The organism is Archangium sp., from assembly GCF_036388035.1.
Classification (GTDB): Bacteria; Myxococcota; Myxococcia; order Myxococcales; family Myxococcaceae; genus Archangium.
The window spans coordinates 14057-28119 of the sequence record NZ_DASVSO010000023.1; the positions used below are offsets into that span (position 1 = coordinate 14057).

The following is a 14063-nucleotide window of genomic DNA, read 5'->3' on the forward strand; positions in this document are numbered from 1 at the left end:
AGCGGGTGATGCGCGCATGAGCTTCCCGGGCCGACGGTTGCTCGAGCCGGTGGACGCGGCCTTCCTGGCCGCGTTCCGCTGGGCGCTGGGCGCGGTGCTCGTGGTGGCCATCGCCCGCTACTTCCTCCACGGGTGGATTGGCGCCTACTACGTCGCGCCGCGCGTGTACTTCCCGTTCCACGGCTTCGCGTGGCTCCGGCCACTCCCGCCCGCGGGCATGTACGCGCTCTTCCTGCTGCTGGGGGTGCTCGCCTTCGGGCTGATGGTGGGCGCGTGGCCGCGCACGTGCGCGGCGCTCTTCGGGGGGCTCTTCGCCTACGTGCAGCTCCTCGACCGCACGCACTACCTCAACCACTACTACCTGGTGTGCCTGCTGTGCGGCCTGCTGGCGCTCATGCCGCTCTCCGGCGTGGCGTCGCTCGATGCGCGCAGGCGGCCGGAGCTCGCTCGCGACACCGTCCCGGCCTGGACGCTGTACACGCTGCGGGCCCAGTTGCTGGTGGTGTACCTGTTCTCGGGGCTCGCCAAGGTGCAGCCGGACTGGCTCGTGCGCAACCAGCCCATGCGCTTGTGGCTGGAGACGAGCGCCGGAGCACGGGCCCTCGCGGCCCTGGTTCCCCTGGACGTCCTGGCGGCGCTGAGCAGTTGGGGAGGGGCCGCCGTGGTGCTGTGCTGCCCACCGTTGCTGTTGCTGCGGCGGGTGCGGCCGTATGCCTATGCGGCGCTCGTGGGCTTCCACGTGATGTCGGGCTCCCTGCTGACCATTGGCGTCTTCCCCTGGCTCATGGTGCTGGCGCTGCTCGTCTTCTTCGAGCCCGACTGGCCGCGGCGCTGGTTGCGGTGGCGCGCGGCGAGTCCCCTCGGCCCGGCTCCGCTCGCGACGGCGCGGTGGGTGTTGCCCGTGCTGGCCGTGCACTTCCTCGTGCAGCTCGTCCTGCCGCTGCGGCACTGGGTGTACCCGGGCGACGTGCTGTGGAACGAGGAGGGGTTCCGCTTCAGCTGGCACCTGAAGATCATGGAGAAGCAGGGCCAGGCGCGCTTCTACGCCACGGACCCGAGGACGGGCGCGCGGTGGGAGCTGCGCGGGGACGGGCTGCTCTCCGACAAGCAGGCGGGACGGATGATGACGCAGCCTGATCTCATCCTCGCCTTCGCGCATGTGCTCGCCGAGCGCACGGGCATTCCTGGCGTCGAGGTCCGCGCGGACGTGCGGGTGTCGCTCAATGGGCGACCGCCGCGCCCGCTCATCGACCCGAGCGTGAACCTCGCCGCCGAGTCGGACGGGTTTCGTCCCAAGCGGTGGATCCTCCCCCGGGAGGAGCCCTCGGGCTCAGCGGGGCCAGAACGTGACGGCCCGCGCGCTCTCGGAGCTCCAGACGAGCTTCCGGCCCCGGTACAGACGCGGATGTCCGCCGGAGTCCGCGAGTGAGACGAGCAGGAGCGGCCCGCGGGCCTGGAGGCTGACCAGGTCGTTCTCGCGGTAGGCGTGGCCGGGGAGGGGGACGGCCTTCCCTTTCTCCACCCGCCGGAGCAGGCCGGTCGCGAGCAGCTCGTCGCCGAAGGGCGTACCCCAGAGGGCCAGGGTGTAGCCGCCGCGCCTGAGCGCGGCCCACTCTCCCTCGGGCTGCTCGGGGGTGAGCGCGTACAACTGGTCGAGCAGCGTGTCGTCCTCGATCTCCTGGGGCACGAAGCGCGGATCGAGCGAAAGGCTCGCGCGCTCGCCGAGCTCCTTTCGGAGCACCAGGACGCGGGTGCTGGAGAACTCGTTGGTGGACTTCGAGTCCAGCCGCGTCCACGTTCCGCCCTCGTAGACGAAGGCGTGGGCCAGCAGGGGTTGCCCGGGGCGTCCAAGGTCGAGCAGGACGCGGCTCCCCTCGACTTCCACCGCGCCCGCCCGTGCCTGGGCCGGGGTGACCCTCTGGAGGGAGAGCCCGAGCAGCCGGCCTCCGGCATCGAATCCGAACTCGATGAGCTCGCCCAGGTGGGGCAGGGGAAGCTCCTCGACACCGCCCGTCGTGAAATCCACGAGGAACAGGCGGTCACGGAACGTGGGGAGGGGGAAGCGCTCGGGGAACGTGGGCTTGCCCACCACGGGGGCACTGACGCCACCGCGCCAGAATCGCGCCGCGCCGCGCTTGCCATCCCGGCTCAACGCCGTCCCTCCGCCCTGGCAGTCCACCGCGAGCCGCGCGATGACCCGGCGCGCCTGGGAGAGGGGCTCGAGCTGGGCCCACTCGCAGCCGTCCCCCGCGGGTTCGAGCAGCGAGACGGTGGCCTCCGTCACGGGGGGGGCCGGTGCGACAGTTTCTGTCCGGGCGGGACGCTCCTCCTCCGCGAGACTCGGGGCGGTGGGGACGAGCAGGAGCGAGGCGAGCAGGCAGTGGCGGAGTGTCTTCACGAGGAGCCGCCATTGTTTCACAAGCCCGGCCCACATTCCCGGCGGGCCCGCGCGGCGTGGCGGGGCCGTGGGGAGGCCCCGTCAGGCCTGGGGACGGGAGCGGTCAGAATCGCACCACCGTGGTGCCCACGGTCTTGAGGGTCTCGGTGGTGGTGAAGCGGATGGTGGTGTTGAACGTGCAGCCCAGGGCGCTGGGGCACGCGTCGACCGCGCTCGGACGGGTGAAGGTGAAGCGGATGGTGGGGTTGATGACTCCGCCCACGGCGTCACCCAGCTCGTCCTCGCCGAGCTCGGTCATGGACTTGCCGGACGGGCTCTCGGGAAGCGCGGCGCGCTGCTCCGAGGTGAGGCTCGCGCGGAACTCCGGATCCTTCCACGCACGGATGATGGTGTCTGCATTCATGGCGTTCCTCCTGGACGGGGGCTCCCGGGAAATGGGGGGTCCTCCAGGTGGATGGAGGTCCCCCGTGAAGGTTGTGACGAGGCCCCCGGCGGACGGTCTCCCCCCGGTGCTCGTCTTCCCGGTCGGGTCTGTTGCATCATCCGGGGTGCACATGGCCACGCCTCCCGTCGCCTCCCGTCTCGTGGACCTTTCCGCTCCGGCCCTGCTGTGGCGGCGGAGCAAACAAGTCGCCCTCCAGGCGAACCGGTTGGTGCGGTGGGTGGCCACCCCCGAGCGATGGCCGCGCCCCCTCCTCGCGTCCACGCGGGAGATGGGGGTGCTGCTGGCCTCGCACACCGTGGACATGGCACGCGCGGATGCGGAGGCGGATCCGCTGCTGGAGGCTGGCAAGCAGCACAACCTGCGCCTCGCGGCCCCCGCCTTCGATGGCCTGCTCCTCACGCCGGACCGGCCGCTCTCCTTCTGGCGCACGCTGGGGCGGTTGACGGAGCACGCGGGCTACCGGCACGGGCTGGCCCTGAGTGGCGGGTGCCTTACCCCGTCCATTGGGGGTGGCATCTGCCTGCTGGCCAATGCCCTCTTCGAGCTGACGGCGCGCCAGGGCTGGCACATCCTGGAGCGCTTCGGGCACACGATGGAGGCGGTGCCTCCCCCGGAGGGAGCGCTGTGGGGCATGGATGCCACGGTGGCCTGGCCCTACGTGGACCTGGTGGTGGCGCCGCGCGAGGGGCCGGTGCGGCTCGGGGCCCGTGTGATGGGGGGCAAGCTGCGGTTGACGCTGCACGGGGATGCGGCGCCTCGGACACGCTCCCGGCTCTGGTCCGAGGACGAGGCCGTGCTGGAGACGCCGGAGGGGCCGGTGCGCACCAATCGGATCCTCCGCCGCGTGGAGGACGTCTCCACCGGGGCGCTCGTGGAGGAAGGCCTCGTCGCGGAGAACCGCCGGCGGCTGCTGAACCCCGAAGCCCGGAAGCGGACGTGCCTCACCTGTGGCGAAACGGAGTGCCATGCGCGCGTCGAGGTGCCCGGGGCCCAGGGGGGGCGGCCATGAACCTCGTCATCGCGCCGGAGCCCGCGCCGTGGCTGCGGCAGCTCGGCTCCCTGCTCGGGCCTGGAGGGCGGGCGGAGGTGCTGGCTCCCTGGACCCTGCCCGTACTGCCCGAGCGGTGGGGGGCCGTGCCCTCGCGGGTGCGTGGGGCCTGGAGCCGGCGCACGCTCCCGGTGCCCGAGGGCTTCCACGTCTGGGGGCTCCCGGGCTGGCAGGCGGTGGAGGCGGGAATGCGGTGGGCAGGGCGCTCGGCGGCGTCGGGCTTCCGGGCCCGCTTCGCGCTCCGGCGGACGCTGGCGCACCTGGGCGCACCCCTGCTCCCGGCGGGAGTGGAGACGGTGCTCGCGCCCTCCCTGTGCGCGCGCGAGGTGTTCGCGCTGGCCCGCCGCCGGGGTGCGCGCTGCGTGCTGGTGGAGGATGTGCCCTCGCTGCGGACGCTGCACGAGGACCTGGATGACGCGGCGCTGCGCCACCCCGAGGAGTCCTTCCTGCGCAACCACCGCGCCTGCGCGGAGGACGTGGCGCGGCAGGAGGCGGAGCGGCTGCTGGCGGACGAAATCTGGGTGCGCGGCGAGTTCCTCCGCGAGCGGCTGCTGGCGGCCGGGTGCGCACCGGAGCGGCTCCGCGAATTGCACCCCGCCCGGGAGGGTGTCCCCCGGCAGGTGCCCTCTCCACCGCGAAAGTCCGAGACGCCTGCCCACCGGGTGGCGCTGCTCGCCGGGCCCGCGTTGGCCCGCGGTGGACTCCGGGAGGCGCTGGCGGCGCTGGACGCGCGGCCCGGGTGGAGCTTGTGGGTACGGCCCACCGAAGGCACGGACGCGAGGCACCTGAGCCACCCCCGGGTGAAGCGGGTGTCGGCGGAGGCGCAGCGGAGCCTCCAAGGGGTGGACGTCGTGCTGGGCCTCTCGTGGTGCGAGAGCTACCCGGTGGAGCTGGCGCACGCGGTCGCACGGGGCTTCCCGGTCATCGCCACGGACCGGGCCTCGGGCTTCCTGCCGTGCCAGAGGGTGCCGCGCGGCGACGTGTCCGCCCTGGTCGCCGGGTGGGGGGCCCTGGACGCACCGTGAGGGCGACGCCGCTCAGCAGCAGCGTCCGCCGCCCCCGCGATAGCGCGCCTGCATGCGCTCGTTGAAGAACTCCTCGTAGCTCATCACGGGCCGTTGTGGGTGGTGCAGGCGCATGTGCTGGACGTAGGTGTCGTAGTCGGGCACGCCGATGAGCAGCCGGGCGGTCTGCACCGCTCGGCGCCAGAGGGGCTTCAGGGTGTCCAGCGAGGCGCGCATGTCATTGGCCCGTCGTCGCCAGGGGGACGTGAGGCGTCTCTCGCGCGGTGGGGACGGCCGAGCGGCGAGCCGCCAGCGCGGCGCGGATGCCGAACCCGAGCGTCGTCACGACGACCAGCATGAAGAGGACGGTGAGGGTGGCGTCCACATAGTCGTTGGTGATGACCCGCTGCATGTCCTCCAGGGACTTCGCCGGTGCGAGCACCTTGCCGCTCGCCTCCGCCTCCGCGAAGGCACGCGCGTGGGCGAGGAAGCTGACCTTGGTGTTGCTGCTGAAGACCTTCTGCCAGCCCGCGGTCAGGGTGCAGAGCACCAGCCATACGGTGGGGAGCGCTGGAATCCACAGGTAGCGCTCGCGCTTCATCTTCACGAGGCACACGCAGGCGAGCGTCAGCGCGATGGCGGCCAGCATCTGGTTGGCGATGCCGAACAGCGGCCACAGGGTGTTGATGCCGCCCAGCGGGTCCACCACGCCCTGGTAGAGGAAGTAGCCCCAGCCCGACACGCAGATCGCCGTCGCGATCAGGTTGGCGGTCCAGGACTCGGTCTGCTTCAGGGGGGCGTAGACGAGGCCGGCCAGCTCTTGAATCATGAAGCGGCCCACGCGCGTACCCGCGTCCACCGTGGTGAGGATGAAGAGTGCCTCGAACAGGATGGCGTAGTGGTACCAGAAGGCCATCATGCCCTCGCCGCCAATGAGCCCGTGGAGGATCTGCGCCATGCCCACGGCCAGGGTCGGTGCGCCGCCCGCGCGCGAGAGGATGGATGACTCGCCAATCTCCCGAGCGGTCTGGCTGAGCATGTCGGGGGTGATGACGAAGCCCCACTGGCTGATCGTCTGCGCCGCCTGCTCCACGGTGGTGCCAATGACTCCGGGCGGGGAGTTCATGGCGAAGTAGACGCCCGGCTGCAACACGGTGGCGGCGATCAGCGCCATGATGGCGACGAAGGCCTCCATGAGCATCGCGCCATAGCCCACCATGCGCGCCTCGCGCTCGTTGGCCAGCATCTTCGGAGTGGTGCCCGAGGAGATGAGCGAGTGCCAGCCCGACACCGCGCCGCAGGCGATGGTGATGAAGAGGAAGGGGAACAGGTTGCCGGCGAACACCGGACCCGTGCCATCGACGAACCGGGTCACCGCCGGCATCTTCAGCTCCGGCGCGGCCAGGACGATGCCCACCGCCAGCACCAGGATGGTGCCAATCTTCAGGAAGGTGGACAGGTAGTCGCGCGGTGCCAGCAGCAGCCACACCGGCGCGACCGAGGCGCAGAAGCCGTAGGCGATGAGCATCCAGGCCAGCGGCCTGGCATCGTAGGTGAACAGCGGGGCGAGCGTCGGGGCGTCGGCGACCCGGCCGCCCAGCCAGATGGACAGCATCAGCAGCACGAAGCCGAGGACCGACACCTCCAGCACGCGGCCGGGGCGGACGTAGCGCAGGTACACGCCCATCAGCAGGGCGATGGGAATGGTCATGGCGACGGTGAAGGTGCCCCAGGGGCTCTCGGCCAGCGCCTTGACCACGACCAGGGCCAGCACCGCGAGGATGATCATCATGATCATCAGCACGCCGATCATCGCCACCACGCCAGCGGCTGGACCCAACTCCATGCGCACCATGTCACCCAGCGACTTGCCTTCACGGCGCACGGAGAGGAACAGGATGACGAAGTCCTGCACCGCGCCGGCGAGCACCACGCCGGAGAGGATCCACAGGGTGCCCGGCAGGTAGCCCATCTGCGCGGCGAGGACGGGGCCGACGAGCGGACCGGCACCGGCGATGGCGGCGAAGTGGTGGCCGAACAGCACCCACTTGTCGGTGGGCACGTAGTCCAGGCCGTCGTTGCGACGCTGCGCCGGCGTGGCACGGGTCGGGTCGAGCTCCAGCGCCTTGTCGGCGATGAACCGGCTGTAGAAGCGGTAGCCCACCAGGAAGACGCAGACGGAGGCGACCACCAGCCAGGTGGCGTTGATCGTCTCGCCCCGGTGCAGCGCCACGGTGCCCAGGCAGAACGCGCCGAGGACGACGACCAGTGCCCATCCCAGCTTGGTTGCGATACGACTCATGAACCCCTCCACTCGGACTCAGCGCGGGGAGGTTCTCCCCGGCGCTCAGCCGGGTCAATGCTCGAAATCGCCCCCAGCGTGTCTCGGGGTCGGTTGTGAACGGGGAGCGGCCCCACGAGCGCGCGGGGCGGTTCTCCGCTAGGGTCCCGGATGTGAAGACGGTGAGGATCTCCCCCCGGAAGCTGGGGCTGCTGAGCGCGCTGTACTTCGTGCAGGGGCTGCCGTACGGCTTCCAGACCACCGCGTTGCCCGTGTACTTGCGCACGCAGGGGGTGTCGCTGATGGCCATCAGCGTGCTCGGGCTGCTGGCGGCTCCGTGGATGCTCAAGGCGCTGTGGGCCCCGCTGGTGGACCGACATGGCTCGGAGCGCCTCGGCCGGCGCAAGTCCTGGATAGTGCCCATGCAGGCGGGGCTGGCGGCCACCTGCGCGGCGGCGGCCTTCGTGCCGGTGCCGGAGGCCCTGCCGGTGCTGCTCGGGCTCGTCTTCCTGATGAACCTCTTCGCGGCCACGCAGGACATCGCGGTGGATGGGCTGGCGGTGGACCTGCTGGAGCCTCGGGAGCTGGGCTGGGGCAACTCGGCCCAGGTGGTGGGCTACAAGCTGGGGCTGCTCACCGGAGGAGGGCTGCTCGTCTGGGCGAGCGACGTCATTGGCTGGCGAGGGCTCTTCCTGGCGATGTCGCTCCTGTCGCTGGGGGTGCTGGCGGTGGTGGCCCTGGCGCGCGAGCCCCGGCGGACGGTGGAAGGGGGAGGGGAGGAGCGGCTCTCCTGGCACGAGCTGCGGGACCGGCTCCTCGCGACGGCGCGGCTGCCCGGCACGGGGTGGATGTTGCTCTTCATCGGCACCTACAAGCTGGGCGAGTCGATGGCGGACGTGCTCTTCAAGCTCTTCCTCGTCGACGTGGGCTTCACCGCCGGGCAGATTGGCCAGTGGGTGGGGACGTGGGGCACGGTGGCCTCGTTGCTCGGCTCCGCAGCGGGGGGATTGCTCGCCAGCCGGATGCCGCTGCTGGGGGCGCTCGCCCTGGCCTCCTTCCTGCGCGTCTTCCCGCTCGGCGGCGAGTGGTGGCTGGCGCTCCACGGGCCCACGGAGGCGGGTGTCATCGCCGTCACCGTGGGGGAGCACTTCTTCGGGGGCGTGCTCACCACGACGCTCTTCGCCTTCATGATGTCGCGGGTGGACCGGCGCATCGGCGCCACGCACTACACGCTGCTGGCGAGCGTGGAGGTGCTGGGCAAGTTTCCGGGCGGGCCCATCGCCGGCCTGCTGGCCACCCAAGCGGGTTGGAGCTACGCGAACGTCTTCCTGCTCGCCACGGTGCTCTCGGTGGCCTTCCTGGCGCTCCTGCTGCCCCTGCGCCAGCGGGGGCCGGGGCCGCCGTCCGTCTCCCCCCAGGTGTGAGGGAGTCGTCCCCGGTGCGCCTGCCCGCTCGCCGGGGAGTGGGGAGCACGGGGGCTGGCAGGCCGGTTCGGGCCGCGTTAATCCCTCGCGGCCCGGTGCAACCTCGGGTGTAACCCGCGGGCCCTGGCGCGTATAAAGGGGGCGCGGTGGGCAAGAGGAGTGACATGGAAGCGAAGAAGAAGGTGGGCATCATTGCGGCGGTACTCGGGCTGGCCGTGGCGGTCGTGCCCTGGCTCCTCCCCACGGGTCCCAGCACGGGGCTGGACGCGGCGCGCTTCCTCAAGTCCGGCAGCTTCGCCCTGGGCGCGGCGGTGGTGTTCGCCGGGGGCCTGCTCACCGCGATGACGCCCTGCGTCTACCCGCTCATCCCCATCACCGTGTCCGTCTTCGGGGCGCGCAAGGCCGAGGGCCGGGGCCAGGCGCTCGTGCTGACGTCCGCGTACATTATCGGCATGGGCGTGGTGTTCAGCGCGCTGGGCGTGCTGGCGGCGAAGACGGGGCAGGCCTTCGGCTCGATGCTCGGCAGTCCGGTGGTGGTGGTGGGGCTGGCGGTCTTCCTGCTGCTGTTGGCCACGTCCATGTTCGGCGCCTTCGACCTGGCGCTGCCCCAGGGGCTGCAGCAGCGGCTCAACTCGGTGGGCGGCTCGGGCCTCACGGGCGCCTTCCTCATGGGCAGTGTGTCCGGCTTCCTCGCGGCGCCGTGCACCGGGCCGGTGCTGACGGGCCTGCTGGCCTTCGTGGCCAGGTCGCAGAGCACGGTGCTGGGGGCGGCGCTGCTCTTCATCTACGCGCTGGGCATCGGCGTGCCCTTCTTCCTCATTGGCGTCTTCACCGTGCGCCTGCCTCGGGGCGGGGTGTGGATGGAGTGGGTGAAGAGCGTGCTGGGCATCGTGCTGGTGGCGCTGGCCATCTCGTACCTCAAGGACGGCTTCCCCGCGGTGGGGGGGGTGGTGAGGGGCGCGGCCGAGCAGCTGGGCCGCACGCCGGGCACGGCGATCGCCGCGGTGCTGGCGACGGGGGGCGTGTTGCTGGGTGCCATCCACCTGTCCTTCAAGGAGGGCGCGCGGGACTTCACCCTCAAGGGCTTTGGCGTGGCGCTGGTGGTGGTGGCGCTGGTGCTGCGGGGCGGCGCCATGGACGTGAAGACGGTGGGCATGCTGTGGGTGTCGCTCGGCCTGGCGGAGCAGCCGAAGGCACCCGCTTTCGCGTGGCAAGCGGTGTTGCCGGCCAAGGGCAATGGCTTCTCGCCCGAGTCCTTCGAGCAGGTGCTGGCCCGCGCCCGGAGCGAGGGCCGGCCGGTGATGATCGACTTCTTCGCGGAGTGGTGCGCGGCCTGCAAGGAGCTGGACCGCGAGACCTACCCGGCGCTCGAGGTCATCGAGGAGTCGGGGCGCTTCATCAACGTGAAGGTGGACGCCACCCAGAGCGACGATGCGCTGGACGCGCTGATGGAGCGCTTCGGGGTGGAGGGCCTGCCCACGGTGGCCTTCGTCCGCTCCAACGGCGAGGTCCTCCGCGCCCCGAGGGTGACGGGCTTTCTCGAGCCGCGCTCCTTCGTCGTCGAGATGAAGAAGGTCGACTAGCGCCGTGCCCCCGCGGCGGCTTACGCGTCGCGGTGGACGGTGTCGGGCGAGAAGGCGGGGAGGCAGATGGCGATGTACTCGGCGCCCTCGGCCTCGGGGGTGCTGTAGCGCACCCACTCGCCGGGCTCGGTGAGCACGGCCTGGCCGGCGCGCACGTCCAGGTGGCCGCCCTGGTGCTCCACGCGCAGCAGGCCCTTGAGGACCACGGTGATTTCACGGAACTCGGGTGTCTGTCCGGGCTCCAGCCACCCGCCGGGGCTGCGCATGTGGGCGACGCTGAGCTCGGCGTGCTTCGAATTCACGCGCCCGACATACTCGTCGATGAGCTTGGGCTTGTTGCCCGCGGCGGTGACGCGCGTGGGGGCGGGGATGAGGGTCGGCATGGCTCGCTCCGGGGAAGGGGTCGCGCCGGGACTCTACCGGACGGAGTCTCCGGCGATCGCCGCGCTTGTGCCCTTGAGGAACTCGAGCGCCCGGTTCAAAACCTCGTCCTTGCCGGACTGGAGGCCCGGGAGCGTTGGCCGCACGTAGACGTGGGGCTTGAGGCCCACCCGCTGGAGCTGGCGGCCGTCCAGGTGCCGCACGTCGTGGCCCGTGAAGACCAGGGTGATGCCGCCGGGCAGCGTCAGGTCCGTGGTGTCGCCGTTGGCGCCCGCGCTGGGGCTGCCGATGAAGGTGGTGCCGTTGGCCGCCTCGAAGAAGAGGCCCGAGTGCTCGGACTGGCTGATGGCCCGCTCGTCGATGAGCATCACCGTCCGGCCGAGGTACAGGGGCACCTCGGCCCTGGGCAGCTCCTGGAAGAACTTGTACCGGCCCGTCTCGTCCGCCGAGACGAGGTTCCGCTCGAACACCGCCGCGTGGCGCGCCTTGCGCGTGTTGAGGTACGGGGCGATGGCCCAGGCCGTCCCATTCGGATAGCCGCGCATGTCGAAGACGAGGGCCTTCGTGTTCTTCAGCTTCTCGAACACGGTGGGCACCTCGGACGTCTGCAGGCGCGTCAGGTCCACGTAGCCGATGTTGTCCGCGAGCAGGCGCCAGCTCTCGCCCTGTCGGGGCTTCTGGAACGACTGGAGGCTCCGGGTGAAGCGCACCTGCTTCACCTGCCCGGAGGCCTCGCGCACGCCCAGCGTCGCCTGGGAGCCCTCGGGCCCGGCCAGCGCCCTGGCCAGCAGGAGGTGGCGCAGGTGGACGGGGTGCGAGGCCGTCACATAGGGCTCCAGCGCCTTGACGCGCTCGGCGAAGGGCTTGCCGTCGAGCGTCTCGACGACCTGGCCCCGCTCGAGCCCCGGAGCCGCCTCCGCGTCCCGCACGTCCATCACCACCGGCTGGCCGTCCACCTCCATCAGCACGAAGGGCGCGTTCACGCCGGAGATGCCCCGCTTCTCCAGCTCGGGGTGGCCACGCAGGCCCGTGTGCCCGTCCTGCACGCGCGTGCTCAGCTCCGCCACCGCCAGCGCGTACTCCGCGGCGTCCTTCGCCTTCTCGAACTTCGGCAGGAACGTGGTCAGCGCCTCGTCCCAGTCCCGGTCCATCAGGTGCTTGTACGGGTAGAAGAGGTGGATGACGTTCCAGAGCCGGAAGAGCGCGAGCAGGCGGTACTCGCGGCTCGGGTAGAGCATGTCCTCGTACTTGCGGTCGGCCTGCCACCGGGCCGGAGGCAGCACGTCCAGCTCGCGCGCCTTCGCCTTCTTCGCCGGCTTGCGCGCCAGGTCGAGCGCCTTCTGGAGCGTCTCGTCCTTGCCCTCGGAGCGGGCGCGCCTGGGCAGCACCGCGTCCGCGCGCAGGGGCAGGCCCAGCTCGCTCACGCGCACCGCCGCCGTCAGCCCGGCGCCCAGCTCCACCCGCATCCGCTGCACCACCGCTCCGTCGTCCAGCCGCCCCTCGGTGACGAGCTGCGCCAGCCCCACGGCCTTCATCGTGAGGGCGCGGGGATCCAGGTACGACTTGTCATCCAGCAGGAAGACGACCGGGCGGGCCTTGCCGTCCCCCTTGGGGGAGAGCTGCTCGCCCGCGAGGGTGAGGAAGGAGGTGGTGTAGCCACCACTGGAGGGACGGCTCTGCGGGCGGTAGCCCGAGTGGAGCACCGTGCGCTCCCCGGGCACCTGGAGCTCCTGGTTGAGCAGGAAGGGCAGGAGGTTGCCGAGCACCTGGGACATGTTCCAGGCGGCGTTGGGCTCCAGCCCGCGGGCGCGCAGGTCGATGATGACGGCCTTGGCGCGGGAGATGTCCGGGCGCACCTCCTCGGGCTGGGTGCGCAGGCGGTTGAGGACGCCGCGGTCCGTGACGGCGCGCAGGTCCAGCACGAGCACGTCCTTGTTCTCCCAGCTGCGCAGCTCCCGGACGGGGTTGGGCGGAGTCTTCCCCCCGCCCTCCTTCTGCTCCTCGGCACGCTCGAGGTGGGTGGCGGAGTCGCGGAGCACGTCCAGCATGCCCTGCACGGCCTCGGCGTAGGCGGCGCGGTCCCTGGCGGCCTCCACCTTGGGGAGGGCGGCGACGAGCGCGGCGTCCCAGTCGATGTTCTTGTAGGCGAGGTACGGGTGGCGGTAGCGCACCTGGCCCCAGAGCCGGCCCAGGTGGGCCAGTCGCTCCTCCCGGGAGGGGAGGGTCGCGGCGGGGGTCTGCGCCGCCGAGGCGGTCGCGGCGACGAGGCCAAGGGCCAGGGCGAGGCTCGTGAGAAGGTTACGCAGCGGCATGTGCCTTCCTGGGGGAAGAAGAGCGTCCGGGGGACGGAACGGTATCGCACCCCCTGCTGTCCGCCGAGGGGGGAGTGTGGCGCCGGGTGCGCGTGCCACCCTGGCTGAATCGTACCAGCACCCTGGGTGTAGGTGGCGCCCAGGCCGACCTCCTGGGGCCGGCGGGGGTGTGAGCCACTTCACACCGCCCGAGTGAGCCGGCTCACAGCGCTGGCGGCGGGGCCATGAGAAGGTGCTTTCAGAAATCGGGAACGGTTCGTCGGGCGAGGGGACTTGCACGGCGAACGGGTCTCCCTGGGAGGCGCCTTGCTGTCAAAGGGGGGAAGGCGCCTCCTGTTCTCGCGAGGTCCGGGGGGGCCCGCGAGGCTACGTTGGCCCGCTTCTTGGCGCCGGGGGGCTCCAGGGAGCGGGCCTCGTTCTTTTTCGCGTCCTCGTCTCTCAGGCCGTCAGCCCGCGCGTCAGCGGCTCGCCGAGTCCCTCCCCGCACACCATCCGCCGGGTGGCCGCGTCGACGCCGAGGGCCCTCGCGAGCGAGAGGTAGGCGAGCGCCCGGGTCACCAGCGTGTGCGTCCCCATGGCCGAGTCGTAGTAGTCGGTCTGGAACGCCGCGGTGTAGAGGGCCCGGCCGTTGCTCCAGGTGCCGGCGCGCTGGCCGCGGGCGAGGTAGTCGATTCCCCGCTGGAGGGGAACGCTGTCGCCGAGGTCGTTGCCCGGAGTCGTCGCGACGAGGGCGATGAGGGCGCTCGCTGTCTGGAGGGGCGTGCTCGCGCCGCGGCCGGCCTTCGAGGCATCACGGTCGGCCTCGGTTCCCTCGCCCCAGCCTCCATCCGGGTTCTGGTGGGTGAAGAGGAAGTCGCGCACGGCCGTGAAGCAGGCCGAGCCCGCGGGCTCGCCGGCCGTCCGGAGGGCCGGGGTGATGAAGGGCAACGCGGACAGGTAGCCGGTGCGCCAGCGGCCCCACCAGCAGCCTGTCCGGGTCTGCGCGCGCCGGAGGAACTCCGCGCCCCGCTTCGCGGCGTCGCGGGCCTGGGCGCCCATCCCCGCCTCCAGCAGGTTCGTGGCCTCCACGGCCTGGAGCGCGAGCAGCACGCGCGCGGTGACGTCCGCCGTCGAGGCGTCGATCAGGTTGGCCTCGGAGCTGGACGGTACCCGGGGGCCGTACGCGTAGGGCGCCCGGTGGGGAGCGG

12 protein-coding genes are annotated in these 14063 nt (G+C 71.6%); 5 read left to right on the forward strand and 7 right to left on the reverse strand.

Translation table 11 applies throughout. The annotated features are described in order from the left end of the window. The first annotated feature begins 16 nt into the window (after nt 1-16). Nucleotides 17-1429, forward strand: coding sequence for an HTTM domain-containing protein (locus VF697_RS00935; protein WP_331091304.1), 1413 nt, complete (start codon nt 17-19; stop codon nt 1427-1429). On the opposite strand, the gene VF697_RS00940 is transcribed toward VF697_RS00935, so the two are convergent. Both VF697_RS00940 and VF697_RS00945 read right to left on the reverse strand, forming a co-directional pair. Continuing rightward, complete coding sequence (locus VF697_RS00940; protein WP_331091306.1) at nt 1331-2398, reverse strand: hypothetical protein; 1068 nt, start codon at nt 2396-2398, stop codon at nt 1331-1333. The genes VF697_RS00935 and VF697_RS00940 overlap by 99 nt on opposite strands. Nucleotides 2399-2501: 103 nt before the next feature. Next, nucleotides 2502-2801 (reverse strand): mersacidin/lichenicidin family type 2 lantibiotic, encoded by a 300-nt coding sequence (locus VF697_RS00945; protein WP_331091308.1) that lies wholly within the window; start codon nt 2799-2801, stop codon nt 2502-2504. A gap of 64 nt (nt 2802-2865) precedes the next feature. Between VF697_RS00945 and VF697_RS00950 the strand changes: the two genes are divergently transcribed. Then, the gene (locus VF697_RS00950) at nt 2866-3852 is read left to right on the forward strand and encodes a VanW family protein (RefSeq protein WP_331091310.1); all 987 of its coding nucleotides are present in this window, start codon (nt 2866-2868) and stop codon (nt 3850-3852) included. Continuing rightward, nucleotides 3849-4916 carry a hypothetical protein gene (locus tag VF697_RS00955; RefSeq protein WP_331091312.1) on the forward strand — a complete coding sequence of 356 codons (1068 nt, stop codon included), beginning with the start codon at nt 3849-3851 and terminating at the stop codon, nt 4914-4916. The genes VF697_RS00950 and VF697_RS00955 overlap by 4 nt, the downstream gene beginning before the upstream one ends. Nucleotides 4917-4928: 12 nt before the next feature. Here the strand turns inward: VF697_RS00955 and VF697_RS00960 are convergent, their stop codons facing one another. Then, nucleotides 4929-5132: a YbdD/YjiX family protein gene (locus VF697_RS00960; RefSeq protein ID WP_331091313.1), complete on the reverse strand. Its 204-nt coding sequence runs from the start codon at nt 5130-5132 to the stop codon at nt 4929-4931. A 1-nt stretch (nt 5133) separates the two neighbouring features. After that, complete coding sequence (locus tag VF697_RS00965) at nt 5134-7197, reverse strand: carbon starvation CstA family protein (protein ID WP_331091315.1); 2064 nt, start codon at nt 7195-7197, stop codon at nt 5134-5136. A 161-nt stretch (nt 7198-7358) separates the two neighbouring features. Between VF697_RS00965 and VF697_RS00970 the strand changes: the two genes are divergently transcribed. Together VF697_RS00970 and VF697_RS00975 are read left to right on the forward strand one after the other, a co-directional pair. After that, nucleotides 7359-8600 carry an MFS transporter gene (locus VF697_RS00970; RefSeq protein WP_331091317.1) on the forward strand — a complete coding sequence of 414 codons (1242 nt, stop codon included), beginning with the start codon at nt 7359-7361 and terminating at the stop codon, nt 8598-8600. A gap of 164 nt (nt 8601-8764) precedes the next feature. Next, a complete protein-coding gene (locus VF697_RS00975; protein WP_331091319.1) occupies nt 8765-10183 on the forward strand; it encodes a protein-disulfide reductase DsbD family protein in 1419 nt (472 codons plus the stop codon). A 20-nt stretch (nt 10184-10203) separates the two neighbouring features. Here the strand turns inward: VF697_RS00975 and VF697_RS00980 are convergent, their stop codons facing one another. The 3 genes from VF697_RS00980 to VF697_RS00990 form a co-directional block, all read right to left on the reverse strand. Continuing rightward, on the reverse strand, nt 10204-10566 hold the full coding sequence (locus VF697_RS00980) for a cupin domain-containing protein (RefSeq protein ID WP_331091321.1): 363 nt from the start codon (nt 10564-10566) through the stop codon (nt 10204-10206). A gap of 33 nt (nt 10567-10599) precedes the next feature. Then, nucleotides 10600-12876, reverse strand: coding sequence for a S41 family peptidase (locus VF697_RS00985; protein WP_331091323.1), 2277 nt, complete (start codon nt 12874-12876; stop codon nt 10600-10602). 438 nt (nt 12877-13314) lie between these two features. Continuing rightward, nucleotides 13315-14063 (reverse strand): hypothetical protein (locus VF697_RS00990; protein WP_331091325.1); only part of this gene is annotated, 749 nt, incomplete at its 5' end.

What these genes read in the sequence shown, in the direction of transcription:
- VF697_RS00935 (WP_331091304.1), top strand. Translation starts at nt 17, where the DNA reads ATGAGCTTCCCGGGCCGACGGTTGCTCGAGCCGGTGGACGCGGCCTTC.
- VF697_RS00945 (WP_331091308.1), bottom strand. Translation starts at nt 2,801, where the DNA reads ATGAATGCAGACACCATCATCCGTGCGTGGAAGGATCCGGAGTTCCGC.
- VF697_RS00955 (WP_331091312.1), top strand. Translation starts at nt 3,849, where the DNA reads ATGAACCTCGTCATCGCGCCGGAGCCCGCGCCGTGGCTGCGGCAGCTC.
- VF697_RS00960 (WP_331091313.1), bottom strand. Translation starts at nt 5,132, where the DNA reads ATGCGCGCCTCGCTGGACACCCTGAAGCCCCTCTGGCGCCGAGCGGTG.
- VF697_RS00965 (WP_331091315.1), bottom strand. Translation starts at nt 7,197, where the DNA reads ATGAGTCGTATCGCAACCAAGCTGGGATGGGCACTGGTCGTCGTCCTC.
- VF697_RS00975 (WP_331091319.1), top strand. Translation starts at nt 8,765, where the DNA reads ATGGAAGCGAAGAAGAAGGTGGGCATCATTGCGGCGGTACTCGGGCTG.
- VF697_RS00980 (WP_331091321.1), bottom strand. Translation starts at nt 10,566, where the DNA reads ATGCCGACCCTCATCCCCGCCCCCACGCGCGTCACCGCCGCGGGCAAC.
- VF697_RS00985 (WP_331091323.1), bottom strand. Translation starts at nt 12,876, where the DNA reads ATGCCGCTGCGTAACCTTCTCACGAGCCTCGCCCTGGCCCTTGGCCTC.